Source organism: Pseudomonas sp. PGPPP4, from assembly GCF_002256045.1.
GTDB lineage: Bacteria > Pseudomonadota > Gammaproteobacteria > Pseudomonadales > Pseudomonadaceae > Chryseomonas > Chryseomonas oryzihabitans.
This window is the reverse complement of the sequence record NZ_NKID01000021.1, coordinates 1-21,217: the sequence shown is the minus strand read 5'-3', so window position 1 is coordinate 21,217 and position 21,217 is coordinate 1. Positions and strand designations below refer to the sequence as shown.

Here is a 21,217-nt window from a genome sequence, read left to right as displayed (position 1 = left end):
GCGATGCAGGTGGTGACTTTGGCGGGCAGTCCGGGAGCGCGGTCGCGCTCCACCGGCGTGCTGGATCTGGCAGCGAACTGGCTGCAGGCGCGCGGCGTGGAATTGTCGCGCTGGCGTATCCAGGACTTTCCCGCCGCCGACCTCATCGGCGCCCGTTTCGACAGTCCGCCGGTGGTGGAACTGATCGCCCAGTTGCAGGCCGCCGATGGCCTGGTAATCGCCACCCCGGTGTACAAGGCCTCCCTGGCCGGCGCCCTCAAGACCCTGCTGGACCTGCTGCCCGAACGCGCCCTGACCCACAAGGTGGTGCTGCCCCTGGCCACCGCGGGTTCCAGCGGCCACCTGCTGGCCATCGACTACGCCCTGAAGCCGGTGCTCTCGGCGCTCAAGGCCCAGGAAATCCTCAACGGCGTCTTCGCCGACGACAGCCAGGTCAGCTACACCGAGACCGGCGTCGCCCTGACCCCGGCGCTGGAGCAGCGCCTGCACGAGTCCCTCGAACAATTCCACGCGGCCCTGGTGCGGCGTCCCCAACCCCTGACCCCCGAGCTGCTGGCCGATCGCATCGGCCAGGCGCGCTGGGGCATCTGACCAGGAGCGTTAGTCATGCAGTTCTCCTTCACCCGTTCGCTGCTCGCCGTTTCCCTGCTGACCCTGGCCGCCGGCCTGGCCCAGGCGGAAGAGACGGTGCGCATCGGCTACCAGAAGTACGGCACCCTGATCACCCTCAAGGCCCGCGGCACCCTGGAGCAGCGCCTGGCCAAGGACGGCGTCAAGGTGCAGTGGACCGAATTCCCCGGCGGCCCGCAGCTGCTGGAAGGCCTCAACGTCGGCAGCATCGACTTCGGCGTGACCGGGGAGACGCCGCCGGTGTTCGCCCAGGCCGCCGGCGCCGATCTGGTCTATGTGGCCCACGAACCGCCGGCGCCCACCAGCGAAGCCATCCTGGTGCCCAAGGATTCGGCCATCCAGTCGCTGGCCGATCTCAGGGGCAAGAAGATCGCCCTGAACAAGGGCTCCAACGTCCACTACCTCTTGGTACAGGCGCTGGCCAAGGCCGGCATCCCCTACAAGGACATCCAGCCGGTCTACCTGCCGCCCGCCGATGCCCGGGCGGCCTTCGAACGCGGCGCGGTGGATGCCTGGGTGATCTGGGATCCCTACCAGGCCGCCGCCGAGACCCAGTTGCAGGCGCGCACCCTGACCGATGCCACCGGCCTCGCCGACAACCATCAGTTCTATCTGGCCACCCGCAGCTTCGCCAAGGCCCATCCCGAACAGGTCGGCGCCATCGTCGACGAGGTGCGCTCGGTGGGCGAGTGGGCCAAGGCCCACCCCGATCAGGTCGCCGCCCAGGTGGCGCCGCTGCTGAACCTGCCGCTGGACACCGCCGAGCGGGTGGTCAAGCGCCAGGGCTATGGCGCCCGCTTCATCAGTCCCGAGGTGGCGGCGCAGCAGCAGAAGATCGCCGACGCCTTCACCGCCCTCAAGTTGATTCCCAAGCCGCTGGTCATCCGCGACGTGGTGTGGACCCCGCCCGCCAGTCTGCAGACCGCTGCCGCCAAACCCTGATTTCGCCTGCTGGAGAACGCCCCCATGAGTCTCGATATCTTCTGGTTCCTGCCGACCCACGGCGATGGCCACTACCTGGGTACCGCCGAAGGCGCCCGCGCCGTCGACCACGGCTACCTGACCCAGGTCGCCCAGGCCGCCGATCGCCTGGGCTTCGGCGGGGTGCTGATCCCCACCGGCCGCAGTTGCGAGGACTCCTGGCTGGTGGCCGCCTCGCTGATCCCGGTCACCCAGAAACTCAAGTTCTTGGTGGCCCTGCGCCCCGGGATCATCTCGCCCACCGTGGCGGCGCGGCAGGCGGCCACCCTGGATCGCCTCTCCGGCGGCCGGGCACTGTTCAACCTGGTCACCGGCGGCGATCCCGACGAACTGGCCGGTGACGGCCTGCACCTGTCCCACAGCGAAAGATACGAAGCCTCGGTGGAATTCACCCGCATCTGGCGTCGCGTGCTGGAAGGCGAGACGGTGGACTACGACGGCAAGCACATCCAGGTGAAGGGCGCCAAGCTGCTCTATCCGCCGCTGCAGCAACCGCGCCCGCCACTGTACTTCGGCGGCTCTTCCGATGCCGCCCAGGACCTGGCCGCCGAGCAGGTTGAGTTGTACCTGACCTGGGGCGAACCCCTGGACGCGGTGCGCGAGAAGATCGAGGCGGTCAAGGCCAAGGCCGCCGCCCAGGGCCGTACGGTGCGCTTCGGCATCCGCCTGCACGTGATCGTTCGCGAGACCAACGAAGAGGCCTGGAAGGCCGCCGACCGGCTCATCGCCAACCTGGACGATGCCACCATCGAAAAGGCCCAGGCCGCCTTCGCGCGCTTCGACTCGGTCGGCCAGCAGCGCATGGCCGCGCTGCACGGGGGCCGCCGCGACAACCTGGAGATCGCCCCCAACCTCTGGGCCGGGGTCGGCCTGGTGCGGGGCGGCGCCGGGACCGCGTTGGTCGGCGACGGTCCCACCGTGGCCGCGCGGGTCAAGGAATACGCCGCGCTGGGCATCGATACCTTCATCTTCTCCGGCTATCCGCACCTGGAAGAATCCTACCGGGTAGCCGAACTGCTGTTCCCGCATCTGCCGGTCAAGCGGCCGACCCAGGTGGAAGGCGCCAACTACGTGAGTCCCTTCGGTGAGATGGTGGCCAACGACATCCTGCCGCAGAAAGCGGCGCAGAGCTGAGGGGACGGGCATGAGCAGCACGACCGAACGTCAACTCCAGCGCCTGGCGCCCTGGGTGGTGCCGGTGGCCCTGATCGTCGCCTGGCAGCTGTCGGTGAGCAGCGGCCTGCTGTCCAGCCGCATCCTGCCGTCACCGGCGGCGGTGCTGGAAGCGGGCTGGAGCCTGGTTAAGAGCGGTGAGCTCTGGCAACACCTGGCCATCAGCGGCTGGCGTGCCGGTATCGGCTTCGCCATCGGTGGCAGCATCGGCCTGGCGCTGGGCTTCATCACCGGGCTGTCGAAATGGGGCGAGCGCCTACTCGACAGCACCCTGCAGATGGTGCGCAACGTGCCGCACCTGGCGCTGATCCCGCTGGTGATCCTCTGGTTCGGCATCGACGAATCGGCCAAGTTGTTCCTGGTGGCCCTGGGGGTGTTCTTCCCCATCTACCTCAACACCTACCACGGCATCCGCAACGTCGATCCGGCGCTGGTGGAGATGGCCCGCAGCTACGGCCTCTCCGGGGCGCGGCTGTTCTGCCACGTGGTACTGCCGGGCGCCTTGCCGGCCATCCTGGTGGGGGTGCGTTTCGCCCTCGGCCTGATGTGGCTGACGCTGATCGTCGCCGAGACCATTTCCGCCAGCTCCGGCATCGGCTACCTGGCGATGAACGCCAGGGAATTCCTGCAAACCGACATCGTGGTGCTGGCCATCCTGCTCTATGCCGTCCTCGGCAAGCTGGCGGATCTCGCCGCCCGCGGTCTGGAACGTGCCTGGCTGCGCTGGCACCCGGCCTATCAGAAGGGAGCCCACGCATGACCAGTCTGCAAGCCGTTCCGCCGTTGGCACGGGGCATCGCCCTTAAGCTGCAACAGGTGGTCAAGACCTTTGGCGAGCGCACCGTGCTCCATGGGATCGATCTGGAGATCCCGGCCGGTCAGTTCGTCGCCGTGGTGGGCCGCAGTGGCTGCGGCAAGAGCACCCTGCTGCGCCTGGTGGCCGGACTCGACCGCGCCAGTGGCGGCACCCTGCTGGGGCAGGACGAACCCCTGGCGGAGCATCGCGAAGACACCCGGCTGATGTTTCAGGACGCACGCCTGCTGCCTTGGAAACGCATCATCGACAACGTCGGCCTGGGTCTCAAGGGCGACTGGAAGCCCAAGGCGCTGGAAGCCCTGGCGGCGGTCGGCCTGGCCGATCGCGCCCAGGAGTGGCCCTCGGCGCTCTCCGGCGGCCAGAAGCAGCGCGTGGCCCTGGCCCGCGCCCTGATCCACCAGCCGCGCCTGCTGCTGCTCGACGAGCCGCTGGGCGCCCTGGATGCCCTGACCCGCATCGAGATGCAGCAACTCATCGAGGGCCTCTGGCAGCGGCATGGCTTCACCGTGCTGCTGGTGACCCACGACGTGGGCGAGGCGGTGGCCCTGGCCGACCGCGTGGTGCTCATCGAAGACGGCCATGTCGGCCTGGATCTCGACGTCAACCTGGCACGCCCCCGGGCCGCCGGCGATGCCCAACTGGCCCGCCTGGAAGCCGAGGTACTGGCCCGGGTGCTGCAGCAGCCGCTCAACCCCGATCTACCCGAAATTGTGCAACCCCTGCCCACGCAACTGCGCTGGGCCTACTGATCGTTCATCCGAGGAGTTCTGCCATGACCATCAAGGCCATCAACGTTCGCAACCAGTTCAAGGGCACCATCAAGGAAATCATCGAGGGCTCGGTGCTTTCCGAGATCGACGTCCAGACCGCCGCCGGCATCGTCACCTCCGTCATCACCACCCGCTCGGTCAAGGAGCTGGAACTGCAGGTGGGTAGCGAGGTGATCGCCTTCGTCAAATCCACCGAGGTGTCCATCGCCAAGCTGTGAGGCGGCCCGCTGGTGAGGAAACCCGCCCTGGTGGCGGGTTTTTTGTTTTGGCCTGGTGTTGGGTATCCGCGTCACTGCCACGATTCTGCAACCTGGGTCGGTTCCAATGCCGCTTTTGCCTGGAGGAATGCGGGTGCGGCGACAAAGGGGCGTGGCCCTGCTGATGGCGCTCTGGGCGCTGGCCTTGGTGGCGGCCTTGTTGCCGGTGCTGCTGGCCGAAGGGCGGGCCGAACTGCAGCGGGCGCGGTTGCTGGAGCACGAGACCCTGGCGCGGGCGCTGGCGGCGGGCGCCGAGCAGGTGGTCACCCAGGGTCTGATACAGGCCGGGGCCCGCCAGCGTCCCGAGTTCTGGCAGAGCCTGAGGGGCGAGGTGCTGGCCTATGAGGTGGAGGGGGCCCAGGTCCGTGCCCAGCTGCGCGATCTGCACGGCTGCTTCAACGTCAACGCCCTGGCCGGCCCCGAGCGGGACCTGGCGTTGCGGCAGCTGAAGCAGCTGCTGGCGCAGCGTCCGGGCGGCCTGGGCGAGCCCGGATTGACGGCTGCGGGCTTTGCCGAACGCCTCGCCGACTCGATCGATGCCGACGGCGAGACCCGTGAATTCGGTCTGGAGAGCGCCGAGGCCCTGCGGCTGGCGCCGCCGCGGCTGGTGCCCAATCTGCCGCTGGCCGAGATCGGCGAGCTGGATCGGCTGGAGCCGGCGCGTCCGGGTCGGCATCTGCACTTGCGCGAACTCTGTGCCCTGCCGGAAACCTCCGGCTGGCGCCTCAATGCCAATGCCCTGGGGCTGGGTCAGTTGCCGCTGCTGGAAGCGCTGTTTCTCGATGAGGTGCCGCGCGAGACGCTGCACCTGCTGATCACCGCGCGGCCCGCCCAGGGCTATGCCACGGTCGAGAGCCTGCGCGAAGCGCTGCCGGGGGTGGGGGAGGAGACCTTCAGCCTGCTGACTCAGCGGCTGATCCTCAACAGCGGCGACTTCCTGCTCGGAGTCGAGGTAAGTCGCGACGGCCAGGTCTTTCGCCAGGTGCGGCAGCTGGCGGCCCAGGGCGTGAGTCGCTGGCATGCCGCGGTGCCGGCGCAACGGGTGCGCTGGCTGGCGACGCGGGACACCACGCTGTGGGTACCGGGGCCGGGTGGTGCGGAGGTGTTGCAGTAGCCTTGCGGTCCGGGCCGTAGCGTGGAAAACCGCGCAGCCTTTTCCACAGGTGACTCCGTAGCGCGGAGCCTGCCCTCACCCCAACAATCTCCGAGGGGGAGAGGGGGTTGTCAGAGCAGGTGATCCGCTCCATCAACGCCAGAGCCGTAGCGTGGAAAACGGCGCAGCCTTTTCCACAGGTGGCTTCGTAGCGTGGGGCATGCCCTCACCCCAACCCTCTCCCAGAGGGAGAGGGGGCTGTCGGAGCAGGCGATCCGCGCCATCAACGCTTGAGCCGTAGCGTGGAAAACGGCGCAGCCTTTTCCACGGGTGACTCCGTAGCGCGGGGCATGCCCTCATCCCAACCCTCTCCCAGAGGGAGAGGGGGTTGTCGGAGCAGGCGATCCGCGCCATCAACGCTTGAGCCGTAGCGTGGGAAAACGGCGCAGCCTTTTCCACAGGTAGCTCCGTAGCGTGGGGCATGCCCTCACCCCGCCCCTCTCCCCCTGGGAGAGGGGCTGTCAGAGCAGGCGATCCGCGCCATCAACGCCAGAGCCGTAGCGTGGAAAACGGCGTAGCCTTTTCCACGGGTGGCTCCGTAGCGTGGGGCATGCCCTCACCCCAACCCTCTCCCAGGGGGAGAGGGGGTTGTCGGAGCGGACGATCTGCTCCATCAACGCCAGAGCCGTAGCGTGGAAAACGCTGCGCGGCTCCCTGCTCGACGGGACGGATTTCGCATCTGCCGGAAAGCAAAAGGCTCCCGCGGTCGTCGCCGACCGGGGAGCCTGCTCTCGCCGGCGCGATCAGACGCCGATGGGGCCGCCGTCGAGTTTCTGGATCACTACGGTGGAGGCGCGGGGACGCACCTTGGTGCCGGCCGGGGTGGCGTCGGTGGCGACTTCGCTGAACGGCCAGTTGTCCGGGTGCTGGACGTTGATGAACATGGTCGTCAGGTCCGGGGTCCAGGTGATGCCGGTGATCTCGCAGCCATTGGGACCGACCAGGAAGCGGCGCAGCGCGGTCTGGTTGGTGGCGGAAATGGCGACCTGCTTGCCGCTGCCATCCACCACCTGGGCCGGAATGACCGCCAGCAACTGGTCGTTGGTGTACTCGGCCACGGCGTTGTCGCTGTTGTCGGTCTCGATCCAGAGGATGCCGCGGCTGTCGAAGGCCAGGCCGTCGGGGCTGGCGAACTGGTTGAGTTCGGTCAGGCCCGAGCGGTTGATGTCGGGGGCCGCACCGGCGTCCGAGCCGAAGACGAAGATGTCCCAGGTGAAGTCGGTCTGGTTGCTGTTGTCCTTCCAGCGCACGATGTGGCCGTTGACGTTGGGTACCCGCGGGTTGGCGGCATTGGCCGAGGTGCGTGCGGAGTTGTTGGTGAGGGTGACGTAGACCTCGCCGGTGAAGGGATTGACCGTGGTCCACTCCGGGCGGTCCATCGGGGTCGCGCCCACGGCGTCGGCGGCGCCGCGGGTGTTGAGGATGATGCCGGCCAGGTCGCCGTAGAGGGCGCCCAGGGTACGGCCGTCCTTGGTCGGTGCATTGACCGTCAGCGGCAGCCACTTGCCGTTGCCGCCGTCATCGAAGCGCGCGACGTAGAGGGTGCCGTTGTCCAGGTACTTGGCGCCGATGGCCAGGCGATTGGCCGAGTTGGCGTCGGCCGGATCCCAGGCCGCGGCGGAGACGAACTTGTAGATGTATTCGTTGCGCGAGTCGTCGCCCATGTAGAACGCCAGCGGCTGGCCGGCGACCGGGATGCCGTAGGCCGAGCCCTCGTGGCGGAAGCGACCCATGGCGGTGCGCTTGGTGGCCGGCGCGGCGCTGTTGTAGGGGTCGATCTCGACGATGTAGCCGTAGCCGCTGGCTTCGTTGCGGAAGTCCTGGGTCGCGCTGGCGCCGGTGGGGGTCAGGTCGAAGCGGCGGAATTCGTTGTCCACCTCGCTGGCGTCACCCGCCGGCGTCTCCCAGCCGTAATTGCTCTTGTTGGTGATGCCGATGCGCTTCTGGTCGACCGGCAGGGTGCCCTTGTTGACGAAGATGCCCGGCCAGTTCTCTTCACAGGTGAGGTAGGTGCCCCAGGGGGTGAAGCCGTTGCCGCAGTTGTTGTTGGTGCCGCGGGTGCGGGTGCCGTCGGGGGAGTAGGGGGTGATCAGATTGGCGTTGCCACGCAGCGGGCCGGCGATTTCCATGGGCGTGGCGCTGGTGAAGCGGCGATTCAGCGCGTCGTTGGTGACCACCTGCCAGATGCCGTTGACCTTGCGGATGCGGATCACCGCCGCGCCATGGGCGTTGATCTCCTTGCGCACTTCCTCGGCGGGACGCTTGCCGTTGGTGGTGGTCGGGCCGTTGGGGTGCAGCACCTTCTGGTCGATGTATTCGTAGTTGATGGCCAGCAGGCCGTCGCTGCTGGAATTGTTCAGCGGGAAGAAGTGCATGCCGTCGTGGTGCATGCCGGCGGCATTGGCCTGGTCGTTGGAGGTGTTGCTGCCGTCGCTGCGCCAGGCGTTGGCCAGGTTGTTCAGCGGGGTGCCCCAGGGCGCCAGGGTGCGGGCGCTGTAGCCGGAGGCCAGGACGATGGCGTCGAGCCGGGCGCCGCGGATGGATTCGAAGCCAAGCTTGAGCTGCGGCGCCGGGGTCGGCTGGCTGGGAGCCGGATCGTCGTGCGAGCCGCCACCGCCGTCGAAGCAGGCGGTCAGGCCACCGCCGGCGATCATGGCGATGGCGGCACCCAGACCGCCCTTCATGACACTGCGGCGCGACAGGTAACGGTCGACGACGGCGTCCAGCGGTTCGTTGCCGCTTTCGTTGCGGTTACGGTCGTCGCTCGTGAAAGTGCTCATGCGCAAAGCTTCCTTGGTTGATCACGGGAGCCGGCGACTTTAGGAAGCCTCTGTGATGGTCTGGTGACTGAAAGGTTACAGCCGGTCATTTCCCGGCAGTCGCGCTGTAACAGTTTGTAACCTGCTGTTTTGTCATGAGTTTGTAGCTTTTCGCCGCCTAGGATGCCGCCCTCATTAAGCGCGCAAGGCAGACATCGGATGGGCAACTGGGCACGACGCCAGGTCTTGGGCTGGCTCGCGGCGGGCGCCACGGCACCCCTGCTGAGTGGCTGTGCCCGGGGCTTTTCCGCCAGTTCGGCGGACAGCGATCTGCAGCTGCTCTATGTCGCCGACACCCTGGATGCCCGCGAACCCGGCTGGCCGGTGGTGCCGCGGGTGCGCCTCGGACCGGCCGGTCGTATCGGCGCCGCGCCCTGGCGTACCGGCGCCGACGCGGCCCGTCTCGCTCCCGCACTGGCACCGCTGCTGGACGCCGGGCGTGGCGACGGCCAGCGCTATGGTGGCTATGCCGCCCTGGCCTGCCAGCTGACCCAGTTGCGCACCCGCCAGGGCGCGACCCGCAGCCTGACCCTGGAAAACGGCCAGTGCTGGAACGGCAGCGGCCTGACCCAGCTGACCCGTGGCGAGGCCGGGGTCGAGGGCAGCCAGCTGCTGGGCAGCGAGGTCCGCGTCAGCAGTGACGAACGCCTGCTCTGGCCCGAGCGCAGCGCCGCCCTCTATCGCCGCTACGGTCGCCCGGTGCTGGGCGCCACCCTTACCGAAGAACAGCGCACCACCCTGGGCGTCGCCCCCTTCACCCTGATCGAGCGTGACGGGGTGCGCATCGCCCTGGTCGGCGTGACCGATCCCTATGCCAGCGACCAGCAGGCGCCCCTGGCCGACTGGTATGCCCGGCTGCGTCCGGTGCTGGCCGAGGCCCGGGGCAAGGCCGATCTGCTGGTGGTGCTGGCCGATGTCGGCAGCGGGCCGGGCCTGTGGCTGGCCGAGCGACTGGAGGAAGCGGACCTGCTGCTCTGCGCCCGCGGCCAGGATCTCTGGCCGGAACTGATCCCGGTGATGCGCGGCAGCGGGCGTCCGCTGCCGGTCTGCCTGCCGGGTTGCCGCGGCGTCGGTATCTTCGAGATCCGCTGCCGGGGCAGTCGCGACGGCTGGCGCCTGGACGCCGTCTTCCATCCGGTGCAGGCCGAGCGCGTCCCCGATCGAGCCCTGCTGGAACACCACCAGCGGCACCTGGCGCAGGCCCGGGCGCCCCATGCCGGCTGGCTCGACCAGCGCCTGGCACGGGCGCCGGTGGACCTCTGGCGCCGCGACCTGCTCGGCGGCAGCTGGGATGCCCTGATCGCCGCGGCCCTGGGCGGTGGCGATGCGCAGCCGGTGCTGCTGCCCGGGCTGAGATACGACCTGCCCCTGCGGCGGGGCGACTGGATCACCCGCGAGCACCTGATCGCCCTCTGTGGCGGCCACGAGGCCACGGTGCTGGATCTGCCCACCTCGGCGGACGGTCTGCGCACGCTCCTGGAAGAGGCCGCCGACAACCGCTTCGGCGAACCCCTGCTGCTGGACAACAGCCAGGATCTGCCGCGGCTGCTCGGCGTTCAGTGGACCTGCCGCTACGGCGCGCCGCGCGGCCAGCGCATCGGACCGCTGCAGGCACCCCTGGGCGCCTCCTTTACCTGTCGCACCTTTGCCCTGGGGCGTGAACTCGGCACCGGCGAGGCGCTGTGGCAACGCCTCGAAGCCTATCTGCGCGCGCGGCCCGCCGACTGGGGCCTGGCACCCCTGGCGCCGCCACGCCTGGAGTTCGTCGAAGGCCATCCGGGCTGGCATCCGCTGGCCGCCGTGCGCCGGCGTCTGGAGTCTCTGGCCTGATGGCGCGCCTGCTCATCCATCCCCTGGCGCTGCGGCTGCTGACCCTGCTGTGGCTGGGCATCGCCGCCTGGCTGGCGGCGCGGGTGGTCTGCGACCTGCGCCTGCTGTGGCTGCCGACGCCCACGCCCAGCGCCCAGGTCGAGGCGGCACCGGCCACCGATCTGCTCGCCGGCCATTGGCGCGCCGCCAGCCAGGCCGCACCCAGCAGCCTGCCGATCCAGTGGGTCGGGGCGATCAAGGCGGTGCCCATCGACGGCTCGGTGGTGGTGCTGCGCCACGGCGATCGCCAGCTGTCCCTGGTGCAGGGCGACAGCCTGGCGCCCGGTCTGGTGCTGACCGCCATCGACGCCCAGGGCCTGGTCTTCACCCGCGGCGATCGCGAAGAGCGGCTGCCCTGGCCGGCGCCGCGCGAACTCGTCGGGCTCGCCGCCAGCGGTACGGCCAAGCCGGCGCCGGTCAAGGCCGCGCCCCTGCCGAGCGCGGAGGAGGGCGACCTGGCCGGTCTGCTCAGACGCATTCGCGCCACCCCGGTGCGCGAGCATGGCGAGCTGACCGGCTACCGCCTGCAACCCGGCGCCGAGCCGGCCTTCTTCAGTGGCCTGGGCCTGGAACCCGGCGACGTCCTGCGGCGGGTGGATGCCGTCCCCGTGGCCGATACCCGGGCGCTCCTGCAGCGCCTGCCGCACTGGCGCGCCACCGGCGCCCTGACCCTGGAACTGGAACGTCAGGGGCGTGCCCTGGCCCTACCCGTGAGACTGTCCCTGTGAAGAAACGCAGCTATTGCGGCCTGCTCCTCGCCTTCTGGCTGCTCGGCGCCCAGGCCGAACAACGCTTCGAGGTCAACTTCGAGAACACCGAGATTGATCTGTTCATCGAAAGCGTCGGGTGCATCACCGGCACCAACTTCGTCATCGATCCGCGGGTACGCGGCACCCTGACGGTGCGCAGCGCCCAGCCGCTGGCCGCCGACGATGTCTATGCCCTGGCCCTGGCCCAGTTGCGCGCCAACGGCTACGCCGCGGTGGAGCTGGACGACGGCAGCGTGAAGATCCTGCCGGACCAGGCGGCGCGCACCGAACCGCTGCCGGTGGAACTGGATGACGGCGCCCCGGCCAAGGCCGGGGCCGGCGATACCGTGGCGACCCGGGTGTTCGCCGTGCGCGGTGGCAATCTCGAACAGCTGCTGGGCATCGTCCGTCCACTGATGGACACCCGGGTCGGGGTGGCCACGCCCTATCCGGCCAGCAACCTGCTGGTGGTGACCGACTGGCGCAGCAACCTCAGTCGCATCGGCCAACTGCTGACGCGGCTGGACCGCGGCCGCGACGAACCGGTGGAGATGATCACTCTGCGCCATGCCCAGGCGCGTGACACCGCGCCGCTGGTGGAGCGCCTGCTGGCCAGTCGCGGCCAGGCCGGTGGCGGTGTCCAGGTGTTGGCGGACGCCCGCAGCAACGCCCTCATGGTGCGCGGCGACGAGGCCGTGCGCCGCCAGGTGCGCCGGCTGGTGGCGGAGCTGGACGTCTCCCGCGATGCCGCCAGCGACACCGAGGTGGTCTATCTGCACCACGCCAAGGCCGGCGAGGTGGTCAAGGTACTGCGCGGCCTGAGCGGCGAGGTCACCCAGGAGGCACGGGTGGAGATTCCCGCGGCGCCCACCGCTGGTAATACCACCCCTATGGAGGGTGGGGCGGAAGGGGAAGCCCCGCTGTCCAAGAGCGGCGGGACGCTGGCGCCGGGGGTGCCTGGCATTCGCCTGGAAGCGGATCTGGGGACCAACTCCATCGTGCTGATCGGTCCGCCACGGGAGCTCGCCGGCTACAAGCGCATCATCAGCCAGCTGGATATCCGTCGCGCCCAGGTGGTGGTGGAGGCCATCATCGCCGAGATCACCGATACCAAGGCCAACCAGCTGGGTGTCCAGTGGCTGTTTCTCGACCGCAACGGCAACCTGCCGGCGGGCAGCGTCAACTTCACCAACGGCACGCCCATCAACGGCATCGCCGCCGCCGCGGCCAACCAGGACACCACCGTCCTGGGCAGTCTACTGTCGGGCATGCAGGGCATCTCCGCCGGGGTCGGGCGCATCGGTGGCAGCGGCTTGAATTTCGTCACCCTGCTGCAGGCCATGCGCAGCGAGAGCGGTTTCAACCTCTTGTCGACGCCGACGCTGCTGACCCTGGACAACGCCGAGGCCTCGATCATGGTCGGCCAGGAGGTGCCCTTCGTCACCGGTTCGGTCACCAGCAACAACGCCAATCCCTACCAGACCATCGAGCGCCGCGAGGTGGGGGTCAAGCTGCGCCTCAAGCCGCAGATCAACGAAGGCGACACCGTGCGCATGGAGATCGTCCAGGAGGTCTCTTCGCTGGCCGACAACGTGCGCGCCAGCGACGTGGTCACCAACAAACGCGAGATCAAGACCACGGTGATGGTCGAGGACAACGGCCTCATCGTCCTCGGTGGCCTGATCAGCAACGAGGGCAACGACAGCGACCAGCGGGTGCCGCTGCTGGGTGACGTGCCGGTGCTGGGCAATCTGTTCAAGTCGCGCACCCGCTCCAGCACCAAGCAGAATCTGGTGGTGTTCATCCGCCCGCGCATCCTGCGTGATCCGGCGCTGGTGCAGCAGATCAGCGAAGACAAGTATCGCGGCATGCGCGCCGCTGCCCCGGCCGCTGCCTTGCCGGCCACCCCGCCGGGCAGTCGCGGCGCGCCGACTTTGCAGAGTCTCTATCCCTCGGCGCGGGCGCGCCTGGACGGTCTCTGATGACGCCGGCGCTGCCCTATCGCCTGGCGCGCCAGGCCGGAATCGCCCTGGCCGCCGTGCCCGACGGCTATCGGCTGCTGTGCCGCACGGATGCCGACCTGGCGCTGCTGCAGGAGGTGCAGCGTCGCCATGGGCCGCCGCTGGGCTGCGACTGGCTCCCCCGCGAGGTCTTCGAACAGCGTCTGGGGCCGCTCTACGAAGCCGGCCAGGCCACCAGCGAAGCCCTGGTGGAAGGCCTGGGCGAGACCGTCGACCTGGCCGGGCTGATGGAAGAGCTGCCGCGGGTCGAGGACCTGCTCGACAGCGCCGGCGAGGCGCCGGTGATCCGCCTGATCAATGCCCTGTTCGCCGAGGCCCTGCGCCTGGACGCCTCCGACCTGCACGTGGAGACCTTCGAGCAGGCACTGGTGGTACGGGTGCGGGTGGATGGGGTGCTGCGCGAAGTGCTGCGCCCACCGCGGGCCCTGTCGGCCATGCTGGTGTCGCGGATCAAGGTCATGGCGCGGCTGGACATCGCCGAGAAGCGCCAGCCCCAGGACGGTCGCATCACCCTGAGAGCCAGCGGCCGCGACGTCGACATCCGCGTCTCGACCCTGCCCGGCGTCCACGGCGAGCGGGTGGTGATGCGCATCCTCGACAAGCAGGCCAGCCTGCTGGAGCTGGCGCGCCTCGGCCTGCCGCCGGCCATAGACACTGGCCTGCGTGGTGCCCTGGCCCAGCCCAACGGCATCCTGCTGGTGACCGGGCCGACCGGCTCGGGCAAGACCACCACCCTCTATGCCAGCCTGGGCCTGCTCAACGAGGGCAGCCGCAGCATCCTCACCGTGGAAGACCCGGTGGAATACGCCTTGCCCGGCATCGGCCAGACCCCGGTCAACCCCCGTGCCGGCCTGACCTTCGCCAGCGGCCTGAGGGCCATCCTGCGCCAGGACCCGGACGTCATCATGATCGGCGAGATCCGCGACGTGGAGACCGCCGGCATCGCCGTGCAGGCCAGTCTCACCGGTCACCTGGTGCTCTCCACCCTGCACACCAACAGCGCCCTGGGCGCCATCACCCGCCTGCGCGACATGGGCGTGGAGCCCTTCCTGCTGGCCTCCAGCCTCAAGGGGGTGCTGGCCCAGCGCCTGGTGCGGCGGCTCTGTGGCTGCGCCGCCTGGCGTCCGCTGCGTCCGGCCGAGCAGGCGCTCCTGCCGGGGTTGGCCGGCCTCGAACGGCTGCGCGAACCCCAGGGCTGCGCGGCGTGCAACGGCAGTGGCTATCGCGGTCGCCTGGGGCTCTATGAATTCGTCGCCCTGGACGCCGAACTGGCCGAGCTCATCTATCGAGGCGCCGGTGAAGGCGAGATGGCGCGACTGCTGGAAGGCCGTCGCGCGACCCTCGCCGAGGGCGCCCTGGCGCGCCTGGCGGCGGGCGAGACCAGCCTGGCGGAGGTGCTGCGTGCGGTGCACCAGTAACGTCCTCGGCGGAGCCCTGCGCTGATGCCGGCCTACCGTTACCTGGCGCTGGACGGCGACGGGCGTCGCCAGCGCGATGTCATCCAGGCCGAAAGCGAGCGCCATGCCCGCCAGCTGCTGCGCGAGCGCGGCCTCTTTCCCCGCGAGGTGCAGGCGAGCGGGCCGGTACGCGGCGCGCGCGGTCGCGGCGGACGACTGGACGCCAACAGCCGCACCGATTTCACCCGCCAGCTGGCGACCCTGGTGGGCGCCGCCATTCCCCTGGCCGAGGCCCTGCAGATGCTCGAGCGCCAGAGTCGCCAGGCGGCGCTCAAGGCCTTGCTGCTGGATCTGCTGGGCCAGGTGCGCGAGGGCTACACCCTGGCCGACAGCCTGGGTCGCCATCCCGGCACCTTCGATCCGCTGTACCTGACCCTGGTGGCCGCCGGCGAACGGGCCGGGCGCCTGGGCCCGGTGCTGGAACGCCTGGCCGACTATCTCGAACGGGTGCAGCGCCAGCGCCACAAGGCGCGCACCGCGCTCATCTATCCCCTGGCGCTGGCCCTGGTCTCCATTGCCGTGGTGGCCGGTCTGATGACCTTCGTGGTGCCCAAGCTCACCGAGCAATTCATCCACAGCGGCCTGCAATTGCCCTGGATCACCCGCGCCCTGGTGGCTGTCAGCGATGGCCTGCTGGTCTCCGGGCCCTGGTTGCTGGGGCTGGTGCTGCTGGCCGGTGTCGGCCTGCAGCGCCTGCTGCGCCAGGTCCCGTGGCGGCGACGCTGGCATCGCCAGCTGCTGCGCCTGCCGCGCCTGGGCGAGTTGCTGCGCACCCTCGACAGCGCCCGCCTGACCCGCAGCCTGGCGATCCTGGTCGGCAGCGGCATCCCGGTGCTCGAAGGCCTGCAGGTCAGTCGCGCTACCCTGGGCAACCAGGTCCTGGGCGACGCCCTGGACGCCGCCATCGAGCAGGTCACCGCCGGCACCGGTCTCGGCCGGGCGCTGGACCGCACCGCGGTGTTTCCGCCGCTGCTGGTGAACATGGTCGCCAGCGGCGAGGCCAGCGGCACCCTCGACGCCATGCTGGAGCGGGTTGCGGATGCCCAGGAGCGGGATTTCAACCAGCAGGTGGACCTGGCCCTGGCGCTGTTCGAACCGGTGCTGATCCTCATCCTCGGCGGCGTGGTGCTGGCCATCGTGCTCGCCATCCTGCTGCCCATCATGCAGCTCAACCAGGCGCTCAACCTCTGATGCACCCCAAGGAGACTTTCGCGATGCGCTCTTATGCCGTACCCGCCCGCCAGGCCGGCTTCACCCTCATCGAGATCATGGTGGTGATCTTCATCATCGGCCTGCTGGTGGCCATCGTCGCGCCCAATGTGCTGGACAACCAGGACAAGGCCATGCAGCAGAAGGCCCGCGCCGATCTCGCCAGCCTGGAGCAGGCGCTGGACATGTATCGCCTGGACAACCTGCGTTATCCCACCGCCGAGCAGGGCCTCGCCGCCCTGGTGAGCAAGCCGACCCAGGCCCCCGAGCCGCGCAACTACCGCGCCGACGGCTATATCCGCCGCCTGCCGGAAGATCCCTGGGGCGCCGCCTATCGCTATCGCATCCCTGGCGAACATGGCCGGGTGGATCTCTACAGCCTCGGCGCCGACGGCCGCGAAGGCGGCGAGGGCAGCGACGCCGACATCGGCAACTGGACCCTCTGAGCTGCCATGCCGGGGCGCCAGGGCGGTTTCACCCTGCTGGAGCTGATGGTCGTGCTGCTGATCGTCGGCCTACTCACCGCGGTAGGCGTGGCGCGCCTGGGCGGCGGCAGTCCGGCCGGGCAGTGGCGCCTGGAAAGCCTGGCGGGCGACTTCCAGCTGGCGCGGGACACCGCTCGCCGCAGTGGGCGCATCCTCGGCTGGCAGGCCGACGCCACCGGCTTTCGCTATCTGCAACTGGTGGCCGATACCCGCGGGCCACGCTGGCAACCCCTCGCCAGCGCCGATCTGCCGGACGGGCGCTGGCCATCCGGTCTGCAACTGGCCGAACCGGTGAGTGCCCAGCCGCGGCTGATCTGGTGGCCGAATGGCGATACCCAGGGCGGGCGCCTGGCCTTTGCCGAAGACGAGCGGCAGTGGCTGCTGGTGGTCGACGGGCGCGGTCGCGCCTCGGTGGAACGGCCATGAAGCAGACCGGCTTCACCCTCCTCGAGGTGCTGGTGGCCCTGGCCATCGTCGCCTTCATGGCGGTGGGCGTCAGCCAGGTGATCGGCCAGCGGCTGGACATCGCCGGGGTCGCCCAGTCCCGCGAGCTGGCCCAGCTCTGCGCCCGCGAACTCACCGCCCGGGCGCAGGTGGAAGGCCTGGCCGCCGGCCAGGGCGAGTTGAGCCAGGGTGGCGAACGCTGCTACTGGCGCCTGGAGGGCGCAGGCGGCCCCCTCGGCGGGCGGCTGAAGCTCTATGCCGATGCCGCGCTCAGTCGGAGCCTGGGCGACTGGCCGATCCAGGCCGGAGTCCAGCCATGAGGAACCAGGCGGGCATGACCCTGATCGAGGTGCTGCTGGCCATCGCCCTCACGGCGCTGCTCGCCGTCTTGCTCGGCAGTCTGGTCAATCTCTGGCTCGACGCCCGCGGTCGCCTGGCCGCGCGGGAATCGACCAACGCCCGGGTGCTGGACCTCTGCGGCCTGCTGGAGCGGCGCCTGGGTGGCCTGGTCCTGCGCCCGCTGCAGGAGCACCGCCTACCGCTGCACAACGCCCTGCTGGACTGGCGCCCCGCCGAGCACCGCCTGGACTGGGTCGCCCTGGACAGCCTGCCGCTGAGTGCGGGGCAGGGCGCCGGTCGCCTGCGTCGCCAGCGCCTGGAATGGGATGCGGCCCAGGAACGGCTGCGACTCTGGCGCAGTGCCGAGCTGGATGCGGTGGAGGCCCCGGTGTGGCAACCGGTGTTCGATCAGCCCGGCGTCGAGCGCCTGCAACTGGAATTCCACGGCGGCGGCCGTTGGCTCGCCTATCCGCCCCCGGCCGAACCCGCCAACGGCGTACGGCTGACCTTTAGCCTGCAGGGTGCCGGCTATGTCTGCACCTTCGCCCTGCCTCAGACAGGTTGACCCCATGCTCGCCTCCCTACCGCTCGGGCGCCTGCTGCCCCTGCTGCGCCGCGACCTCGGCCCCGCCCACAGCTCCGCGCGGCTGCTCCTACGCACGCGGCGACCCGGTCCGCCGGGCCCGGACAATCCGCTGGTGGCCGCGCGCCTCCAGGACGGCCAACTGCAAACCGCGGCAGCGCTGCCCACGTCCACCCAGCCGGTGACCCTGCTGCTGCACGGCGAAGACTGCAGCCTGTTCGATGTCGCCGCGCCCAAGGGGCTGCGTCCGCACGAGTGGGGCCTGCTGCTGGAAGACCAGCTGCTGGCGGACGCCAGCGACCAGCACCTGATCTGCCTCGGGCGCAGCCCAGGCCGGTTGCGCCTGCTGGCCCTGGATCGGGCGCTGCTGGCGGCCTGGCGTGAGCACTGCGCCGCCTGCGGCTGGACGGTGGCGGCCTGCTGGGTCGATTTCCAGCTGCTGCCCGAGCCCACCGCCGAGAGCGGGATCGGAATGCGCCTGGGCGAAGGCCTGAGATTCAAGACCCGCGTCGAGGGCCACGAGGTCTGGCTGACCTGGCCGCCTGCCCTCGAAGCCAGTCTGCCGCCCGCCCTGGCCGCGCTGCTCGAAGCCGGTTCCGAGGTCTGCGGCGATCCGCTCTGGCCCCGGCCCGTCGCCGGCCTTGCGCCCCAGGATCTCTGGCCGCGTCAGGGCCAGCGTCGCAGTCGGCCCGCGCTGGGCCTGCCGCGTCCGCTGGTGCTGGGTATGGCCGCGGCCGCGGTGCTGGCGATCCTGCACCTGGGCCTGCAACAGGTCCAGCAATGGCGACTGGCCCAGCTCGACCGGGCCTATGTCGCCCAGCGGCTGGGTCTGGCCAGCGACCGTCTCGAGGCCGGCCGCGCCGAACGCGAACTCCAGCTGGCCAGCCGCACCCAGCGGCAGCTGGAGGGCCAGTGGCGCCTCTGGCAGCGCCTCAGGGAACCCCTTGGCGCCGCCCTGACCAGCGCGCCAGGGCTGCGTCTGCTGGAATGGTCGCTCGATGAGCAGAGCATCCAGCTGGTGCTGGAAGGCCCCGCCAGTCTGGACAAGACCTTGCGCAGCCGACTCGGCGAGGAATTCGCTACCCTGCAGTGGCAACGGCAGGCCGGGCGTCTGACCCTGCGCCTGGCAGTCCCGACGGAGAAACGACCATGAGCACCCTCTTGCAGCGCAGGCAGCGGCTGCCCGCCGACCGCCAGCGACTGGTCCTCGGCGGTCTGGTCATTCTGCTGCTGGCCGCCATCCTCTGGCTGCGCTCCACGCCTGGCAGTCGCCCGGCTGCGGTGGATTGGGTCCGCCTCGCCGAAGAGGCCCGGGCACTGCCGGTCGCCCAGCGGTTGCAGGAGGCGGACTGGCGCGGCGCGGTCGGTGGGGTGACCTTCAGCGCCCTGACCCTGGCCGAGCCGGTCTGGCACCTGCGTGGCGAAGCGGCGGATATCGTTGCGGTGGAACGGCTGCAGGCCTGGGCGCGGGCACGCGGCTGGTTGCCGCAGACCCTCAGGATTCGCAGCCAGTCAGGAGGCGTGGCTTTCGAACTGGACGTCCTGGCGGTGCTGGTGGGGCGGACGCCATGATGCGCTGGCTCGCGCGCCTGGTCGTTACCCTGTTCGCCCTGCTGATCTTCGCCCTGGGCTGCCTGCTCTATTGGCCCGCGGCCGACTGGCTGCCGCGGCTGCTACCGTCCCAGGTCACGCCGGTGGGGCTGCAGGGTTCCCTGCTTGGTGGTGGCATGCAGCGCCTCGACTGGCCAGGCGGTGGTGCCGGCCCCTGGCAATGGCAGCTGCGCTGGCCGGGCCGGTTGCAGGTCAGGATCGGCGAGTCCGAGGCTGCGCCCTGGGCCATGGTCCTCAGCGGCTGGCCCTGGCAATGGCAGGCCGATCTCGCCGGAGGTGACCTGCGCTGGCTGCAGGCGCCGGGCAGCGCGCTGCTCGCCGGCCGGCTGGTGGGTGAGGTACGCCTGGCAGGCAGTTGGCGACGTTGCCAGGCGGCGGGTGGCGGATGGCAGGGCGATGGCCTGCAGCTCCTGGCGCCTCGGCGTCTCGCCCTGGGCGAGTCCCGGCTGCAGGTGGATTGCCAGACGGCGCCCTGGCTGCAGGGGGTCTTCGAGCGCACTGGCCAGCATCGCCTGGAACTGCGCCTGAGCCTGGCCAACTGGCGCGGGCAGGTGCAGGGCACGGCGCAGCCCGGCAGCGACATGGCGTCGGTGCTGCAGAACATCGGCTGGCTCAGGCCCGGGCAGAGCCAGGTGATGGGGCGCTTCTGAAGCTGGAAGGGCAGGGATCAGGCGACGCGCAGGCCCTGGCTCGACTCCAGCTTGGCCAGGTGGAGCAGGCCTTCCTCCCACTGCCGATGGCCGGAACGGGTGTTGATATGGCCGGCCCCGGGCAGGATATCCAGCTCGCTGCCCCAGGCCTGGGCCAGGGCTTCGGCCCGCGGCAGACTGATGGCGTGGTCGTTGTCCGAGGTCACTATCCTGGAAGGGAAGGGCAACGGCTGGCGTGGCAAGGGGGCGAAATCCACCAGCTCCGTCGGGCAGCCGGGACGTTCGACATCGGCCGGCGCCACCAGCAAGGCCGCCAGCACCCGCTGCCGGCGGGCTACCGGGGCGCTGGCCGCCCAGCGCGCGACGGTCACGCAGCCCAGGCTATGGGCGATCAGCACCACCGGCGCATTGGCCTGGGCGATGGCCGCATCGAGAGCGGCGACCCAGCGCTGCGGATCGGGACGCTGCCAATCGTCCTGCTCGACCCGCCGGGCATCCGGCAGACGGCGTTGCCAGTGGGTCTGCCAATGCTCGGGGCCCGAGCCTTGCCAACCGGGAAGGATGAGATAGCGGGTCATGGCGGTGCTCCGCGGACGAAAGGGGAGCATCGATAGTGCCGACGGTTGATCCGTAGGAGAAAGAATAAAAGGCGCTTTGGTTATGCCAGGCTTTGGTTTGGATAGCCCCCTCTCCCCTTGGGAGAGGGCTGGGGTGAGGGTGCTTCCTTGCCACGAAGTCTCCCGTGGAAAAGGCTGCGCCGTTTTCCACGCTACGTGGCTAAGGCTTGTAGTGGTCAACTAATCCCGGACACTGGTTTAAGTCGTTCCTCGGCAATGGCGGGCGGTAGCCCGCCATTGAACTGATGCGGCCGTTGCCAGTTGTAGCGTTGCATCAGGAACCAACCGATGTCCTGTTGTGCCTGCGTAGCACTCAGGTAACCCTGGGTTGGTATCCATTCCGTCTTGAGGCTGCGGAACAGCCGCTCCATGGGTGAGTTGTCCAGGCAGTTACCTCGTCTACTCATACTCTGGTTGAAGCGGTAGCGCCAAAGCCGCTGGCGAAAGCGTCGACTACCATATTGGCTCCCCTGGTCGCTGTGAAAGAGCACCTCTCGAGGCCGACCGCGCTGCTCGTAAGCCCTGTCCAAGGCCTGGATGACCAAATCAGCATCAGGCGTGGCGGAAAACGCCCAGCCCACGA

22 protein-coding genes are annotated in these 21,217 nt (G+C 69.7%); 19 read left to right on the top strand and 3 right to left on the bottom strand.

Going from position 1 to position 21,217, the window contains the following annotated elements; genetic code table 11:
* Positions 1 to 3 precede the first annotated feature (3 nt).
* The 7 genes from ssuE (at position 4) to gspK (ending at position 5,742) form a co-directional block, all read left to right on the top strand.
* Positions 4 to 591, top strand: a complete 588-nt coding sequence (ssuE, locus tag CFE50_RS22070; protein ID WP_027598408.1) for an NADPH-dependent FMN reductase — start codon at positions 4 to 6, stop codon at positions 589 to 591.
* A 15-nt stretch (positions 592 to 606) separates the two neighbouring features.
* The gene (locus CFE50_RS22065) at positions 607 to 1,572 is read left to right on the top strand and encodes a sulfonate ABC transporter substrate-binding protein (RefSeq protein WP_007163026.1); all 966 of its coding nucleotides are present in this window, start codon (positions 607 to 609) and stop codon (positions 1,570 to 1,572) included.
* 24 nt (positions 1,573 to 1,596) lie between these two features.
* Positions 1,597 to 2,745, top strand: a complete 1,149-nt coding sequence (ssuD, locus tag CFE50_RS22060; RefSeq protein ID WP_064309466.1) for an FMNH2-dependent alkanesulfonate monooxygenase — start codon at positions 1,597 to 1,599, stop codon at positions 2,743 to 2,745.
* A gap of 10 nt (positions 2,746 to 2,755) precedes the next feature.
* Entirely contained in the window at positions 2,756 to 3,544 is a 789-nt protein-coding gene (gene ssuC / locus CFE50_RS22055; protein ID WP_286737231.1) for an aliphatic sulfonate ABC transporter permease SsuC, read from the top strand.
* Positions 3,541 to 4,350 (top strand): aliphatic sulfonates ABC transporter ATP-binding protein, encoded by an 810-nt coding sequence (ssuB, locus tag CFE50_RS22050; protein ID WP_278442430.1) that lies wholly within the window; start codon positions 3,541 to 3,543, stop codon positions 4,348 to 4,350. Before ssuC ends, ssuB begins: the two co-directional genes overlap by 4 nt.
* 23 nt (positions 4,351 to 4,373) lie before the next feature.
* Positions 4,374 to 4,589, top strand: coding sequence for a TOBE domain-containing protein (locus CFE50_RS22045; protein WP_007163030.1), 216 nt, complete (start codon positions 4,374 to 4,376; stop codon positions 4,587 to 4,589).
* Between the two features lie 133 nt (positions 4,590 to 4,722).
* Positions 4,723 to 5,742, top strand: coding sequence for a type II secretion system minor pseudopilin GspK (gene gspK / locus CFE50_RS22040; RefSeq protein WP_286737230.1), 1,020 nt, complete (start codon positions 4,723 to 4,725; stop codon positions 5,740 to 5,742).
* A gap of 782 nt (positions 5,743 to 6,524) precedes the next feature.
* Here gspK and CFE50_RS22035 read toward each other — a convergent pair.
* The gene (locus CFE50_RS22035) at positions 6,525 to 8,561 is read right to left on the bottom strand and encodes a PhoX family protein (RefSeq protein ID WP_286737229.1); all 2,037 of its coding nucleotides are present in this window, start codon (positions 8,559 to 8,561) and stop codon (positions 6,525 to 6,527) included.
* 198 nt (positions 8,562 to 8,759) lie between these two features.
* On the opposite strand from CFE50_RS22035, the gene CFE50_RS22030 reads away from it, so the two are divergent.
* From CFE50_RS22030 to CFE50_RS21975, 12 genes are read left to right on the top strand one after another with little or no spacing between them, the layout of a single operon-like run.
* Positions 8,760 to 10,430: a bifunctional UDP-sugar hydrolase/5'-nucleotidase gene (locus CFE50_RS22030; RefSeq protein ID WP_286737228.1), complete on the top strand. Its 1,671-nt coding sequence runs from the start codon at positions 8,760 to 8,762 to the stop codon at positions 10,428 to 10,430.
* The gene (locus CFE50_RS22025) at positions 10,430 to 11,197 is read left to right on the top strand and encodes a hypothetical protein (protein WP_286737227.1); all 768 of its coding nucleotides are present in this window, start codon (positions 10,430 to 10,432) and stop codon (positions 11,195 to 11,197) included. The genes CFE50_RS22030 and CFE50_RS22025 overlap by 1 nt, the downstream gene beginning before the upstream one ends.
* On the top strand, positions 11,194 to 13,200 hold the full coding sequence (gspD, locus tag CFE50_RS22020) for a type II secretion system secretin GspD (RefSeq protein WP_286737226.1): 2,007 nt from the start codon (positions 11,194 to 11,196) through the stop codon (positions 13,198 to 13,200). Before CFE50_RS22025 ends, gspD begins: the two co-directional genes overlap by 4 nt.
* Positions 13,200 to 14,657 carry a GspE/PulE family protein gene (locus CFE50_RS22015; protein WP_286737225.1) on the top strand — a complete coding sequence of 486 codons (1,458 nt, stop codon included), beginning with the start codon at positions 13,200 to 13,202 and terminating at the stop codon, positions 14,655 to 14,657. The genes gspD and CFE50_RS22015 overlap by 1 nt, the downstream gene beginning before the upstream one ends.
* Before the next feature lie 24 nt (positions 14,658 to 14,681).
* Positions 14,682 to 15,887: a type II secretion system inner membrane protein GspF gene (gene gspF / locus CFE50_RS22010; RefSeq protein ID WP_286737224.1), complete on the top strand. Its 1,206-nt coding sequence runs from the start codon at positions 14,682 to 14,684 to the stop codon at positions 15,885 to 15,887.
* A gap of 23 nt (positions 15,888 to 15,910) precedes the next feature.
* Complete coding sequence (gene gspG / locus CFE50_RS22005) at positions 15,911 to 16,351, top strand: type II secretion system major pseudopilin GspG (RefSeq protein WP_027601436.1); 441 nt, start codon at positions 15,911 to 15,913, stop codon at positions 16,349 to 16,351.
* 6 nt (positions 16,352 to 16,357) lie between these two features.
* On the top strand, positions 16,358 to 16,816 hold the full coding sequence (locus tag CFE50_RS22000; RefSeq protein ID WP_278442412.1) for a GspH/FimT family pseudopilin: 459 nt from the start codon (positions 16,358 to 16,360) through the stop codon (positions 16,814 to 16,816).
* A complete protein-coding gene (locus tag CFE50_RS21995) occupies positions 16,813 to 17,154 on the top strand; it encodes a prepilin-type N-terminal cleavage/methylation domain-containing protein (protein WP_286737223.1) in 342 nt (113 codons plus the stop codon). Before CFE50_RS22000 ends, CFE50_RS21995 begins: the two co-directional genes overlap by 4 nt.
* A complete protein-coding gene (locus tag CFE50_RS21990) occupies positions 17,151 to 17,738 on the top strand; it encodes a type II secretion system protein GspJ (protein WP_286737222.1) in 588 nt (195 codons plus the stop codon). The genes CFE50_RS21995 and CFE50_RS21990 overlap by 4 nt, the downstream gene beginning before the upstream one ends.
* Positions 17,739 to 17,742: 4 nt before the next feature.
* Positions 17,743 to 18,909, top strand: coding sequence for a type II secretion system protein GspL (locus tag CFE50_RS21985; protein WP_286737221.1), 1,167 nt, complete (start codon positions 17,743 to 17,745; stop codon positions 18,907 to 18,909).
* Positions 18,906 to 19,328, top strand: a complete 423-nt coding sequence (locus CFE50_RS21980; RefSeq protein WP_286737220.1) for a hypothetical protein — start codon at positions 18,906 to 18,908, stop codon at positions 19,326 to 19,328. The genes CFE50_RS21985 and CFE50_RS21980 overlap by 4 nt, the downstream gene beginning before the upstream one ends.
* The gene (locus tag CFE50_RS21975) at positions 19,325 to 20,017 is read left to right on the top strand and encodes a hypothetical protein (protein WP_286737219.1); all 693 of its coding nucleotides are present in this window, start codon (positions 19,325 to 19,327) and stop codon (positions 20,015 to 20,017) included. The genes CFE50_RS21980 and CFE50_RS21975 overlap by 4 nt, the downstream gene beginning before the upstream one ends.
* Before the next feature lie 17 nt (positions 20,018 to 20,034).
* Here CFE50_RS21975 and CFE50_RS21970 read toward each other — a convergent pair whose 3' ends face one another.
* Together CFE50_RS21970 and CFE50_RS21965 are read right to left on the bottom strand one after the other, a co-directional pair.
* Complete coding sequence (locus tag CFE50_RS21970) at positions 20,035 to 20,595, bottom strand: RBBP9/YdeN family alpha/beta hydrolase (protein ID WP_286737218.1); 561 nt, start codon at positions 20,593 to 20,595, stop codon at positions 20,035 to 20,037.
* Positions 20,596 to 20,810: 215 nt separating this feature from the next.
* Positions 20,811 to 21,217: DDE-type integrase/transposase/recombinase (locus CFE50_RS21965; RefSeq protein WP_286737217.1), on the bottom strand; the 407-nt coding region annotated here is incomplete at its 5' end.

What these genes read in the sequence shown, in the direction of transcription:
- gspF (WP_286737224.1), top strand. Translation starts at nt 14,682, where the DNA reads ATGCCGGCCTACCGTTACCTGGCGCTGGACGGCGACGGGCGTCGCCAG.
- CFE50_RS21995 (WP_286737223.1), top strand. Translation starts at nt 16,813, where the DNA reads ATGAAGCAGACCGGCTTCACCCTCCTCGAGGTGCTGGTGGCCCTGGCC.
- CFE50_RS22000 (WP_278442412.1), top strand. Translation starts at nt 16,358, where the DNA reads ATGCCGGGGCGCCAGGGCGGTTTCACCCTGCTGGAGCTGATGGTCGTG.
- CFE50_RS22035 (WP_286737229.1), bottom strand. Translation starts at nt 8,561, where the DNA reads ATGAGCACTTTCACGAGCGACGACCGTAACCGCAACGAAAGCGGCAAC.
- ssuE (WP_027598408.1), top strand. Translation starts at nt 4, where the DNA reads ATGCAGGTGGTGACTTTGGCGGGCAGTCCGGGAGCGCGGTCGCGCTCC.
- CFE50_RS22045 (WP_007163030.1), top strand. Translation starts at nt 4,374, where the DNA reads ATGACCATCAAGGCCATCAACGTTCGCAACCAGTTCAAGGGCACCATC.
- CFE50_RS21975 (WP_286737219.1), top strand. Translation starts at nt 19,325, where the DNA reads ATGATGCGCTGGCTCGCGCGCCTGGTCGTTACCCTGTTCGCCCTGCTG.
- ssuB (WP_278442430.1), top strand. Translation starts at nt 3,541, where the DNA reads ATGACCAGTCTGCAAGCCGTTCCGCCGTTGGCACGGGGCATCGCCCTT.
- ssuC (WP_286737231.1), top strand. Translation starts at nt 2,756, where the DNA reads ATGAGCAGCACGACCGAACGTCAACTCCAGCGCCTGGCGCCCTGGGTG.
- ssuD (WP_064309466.1), top strand. Translation starts at nt 1,597, where the DNA reads ATGAGTCTCGATATCTTCTGGTTCCTGCCGACCCACGGCGATGGCCAC.
- gspG (WP_027601436.1), top strand. Translation starts at nt 15,911, where the DNA reads ATGCGCTCTTATGCCGTACCCGCCCGCCAGGCCGGCTTCACCCTCATC.
- CFE50_RS22030 (WP_286737228.1), top strand. Translation starts at nt 8,760, where the DNA reads ATGGGCAACTGGGCACGACGCCAGGTCTTGGGCTGGCTCGCGGCGGGC.
- CFE50_RS21985 (WP_286737221.1), top strand. Translation starts at nt 17,743, where the DNA reads ATGCTCGCCTCCCTACCGCTCGGGCGCCTGCTGCCCCTGCTGCGCCGC.
- CFE50_RS21990 (WP_286737222.1), top strand. Translation starts at nt 17,151, where the DNA reads ATGAGGAACCAGGCGGGCATGACCCTGATCGAGGTGCTGCTGGCCATC.
- CFE50_RS21980 (WP_286737220.1), top strand. Translation starts at nt 18,906, where the DNA reads ATGAGCACCCTCTTGCAGCGCAGGCAGCGGCTGCCCGCCGACCGCCAG.
- CFE50_RS22065 (WP_007163026.1), top strand. Translation starts at nt 607, where the DNA reads ATGCAGTTCTCCTTCACCCGTTCGCTGCTCGCCGTTTCCCTGCTGACC.
- CFE50_RS22025 (WP_286737227.1), top strand. Translation starts at nt 10,430, where the DNA reads ATGGCGCGCCTGCTCATCCATCCCCTGGCGCTGCGGCTGCTGACCCTG.
- CFE50_RS22015 (WP_286737225.1), top strand. Translation starts at nt 13,200, where the DNA reads ATGACGCCGGCGCTGCCCTATCGCCTGGCGCGCCAGGCCGGAATCGCC.
- CFE50_RS21970 (WP_286737218.1), bottom strand. Translation starts at nt 20,595, where the DNA reads ATGACCCGCTATCTCATCCTTCCCGGTTGGCAAGGCTCGGGCCCCGAG.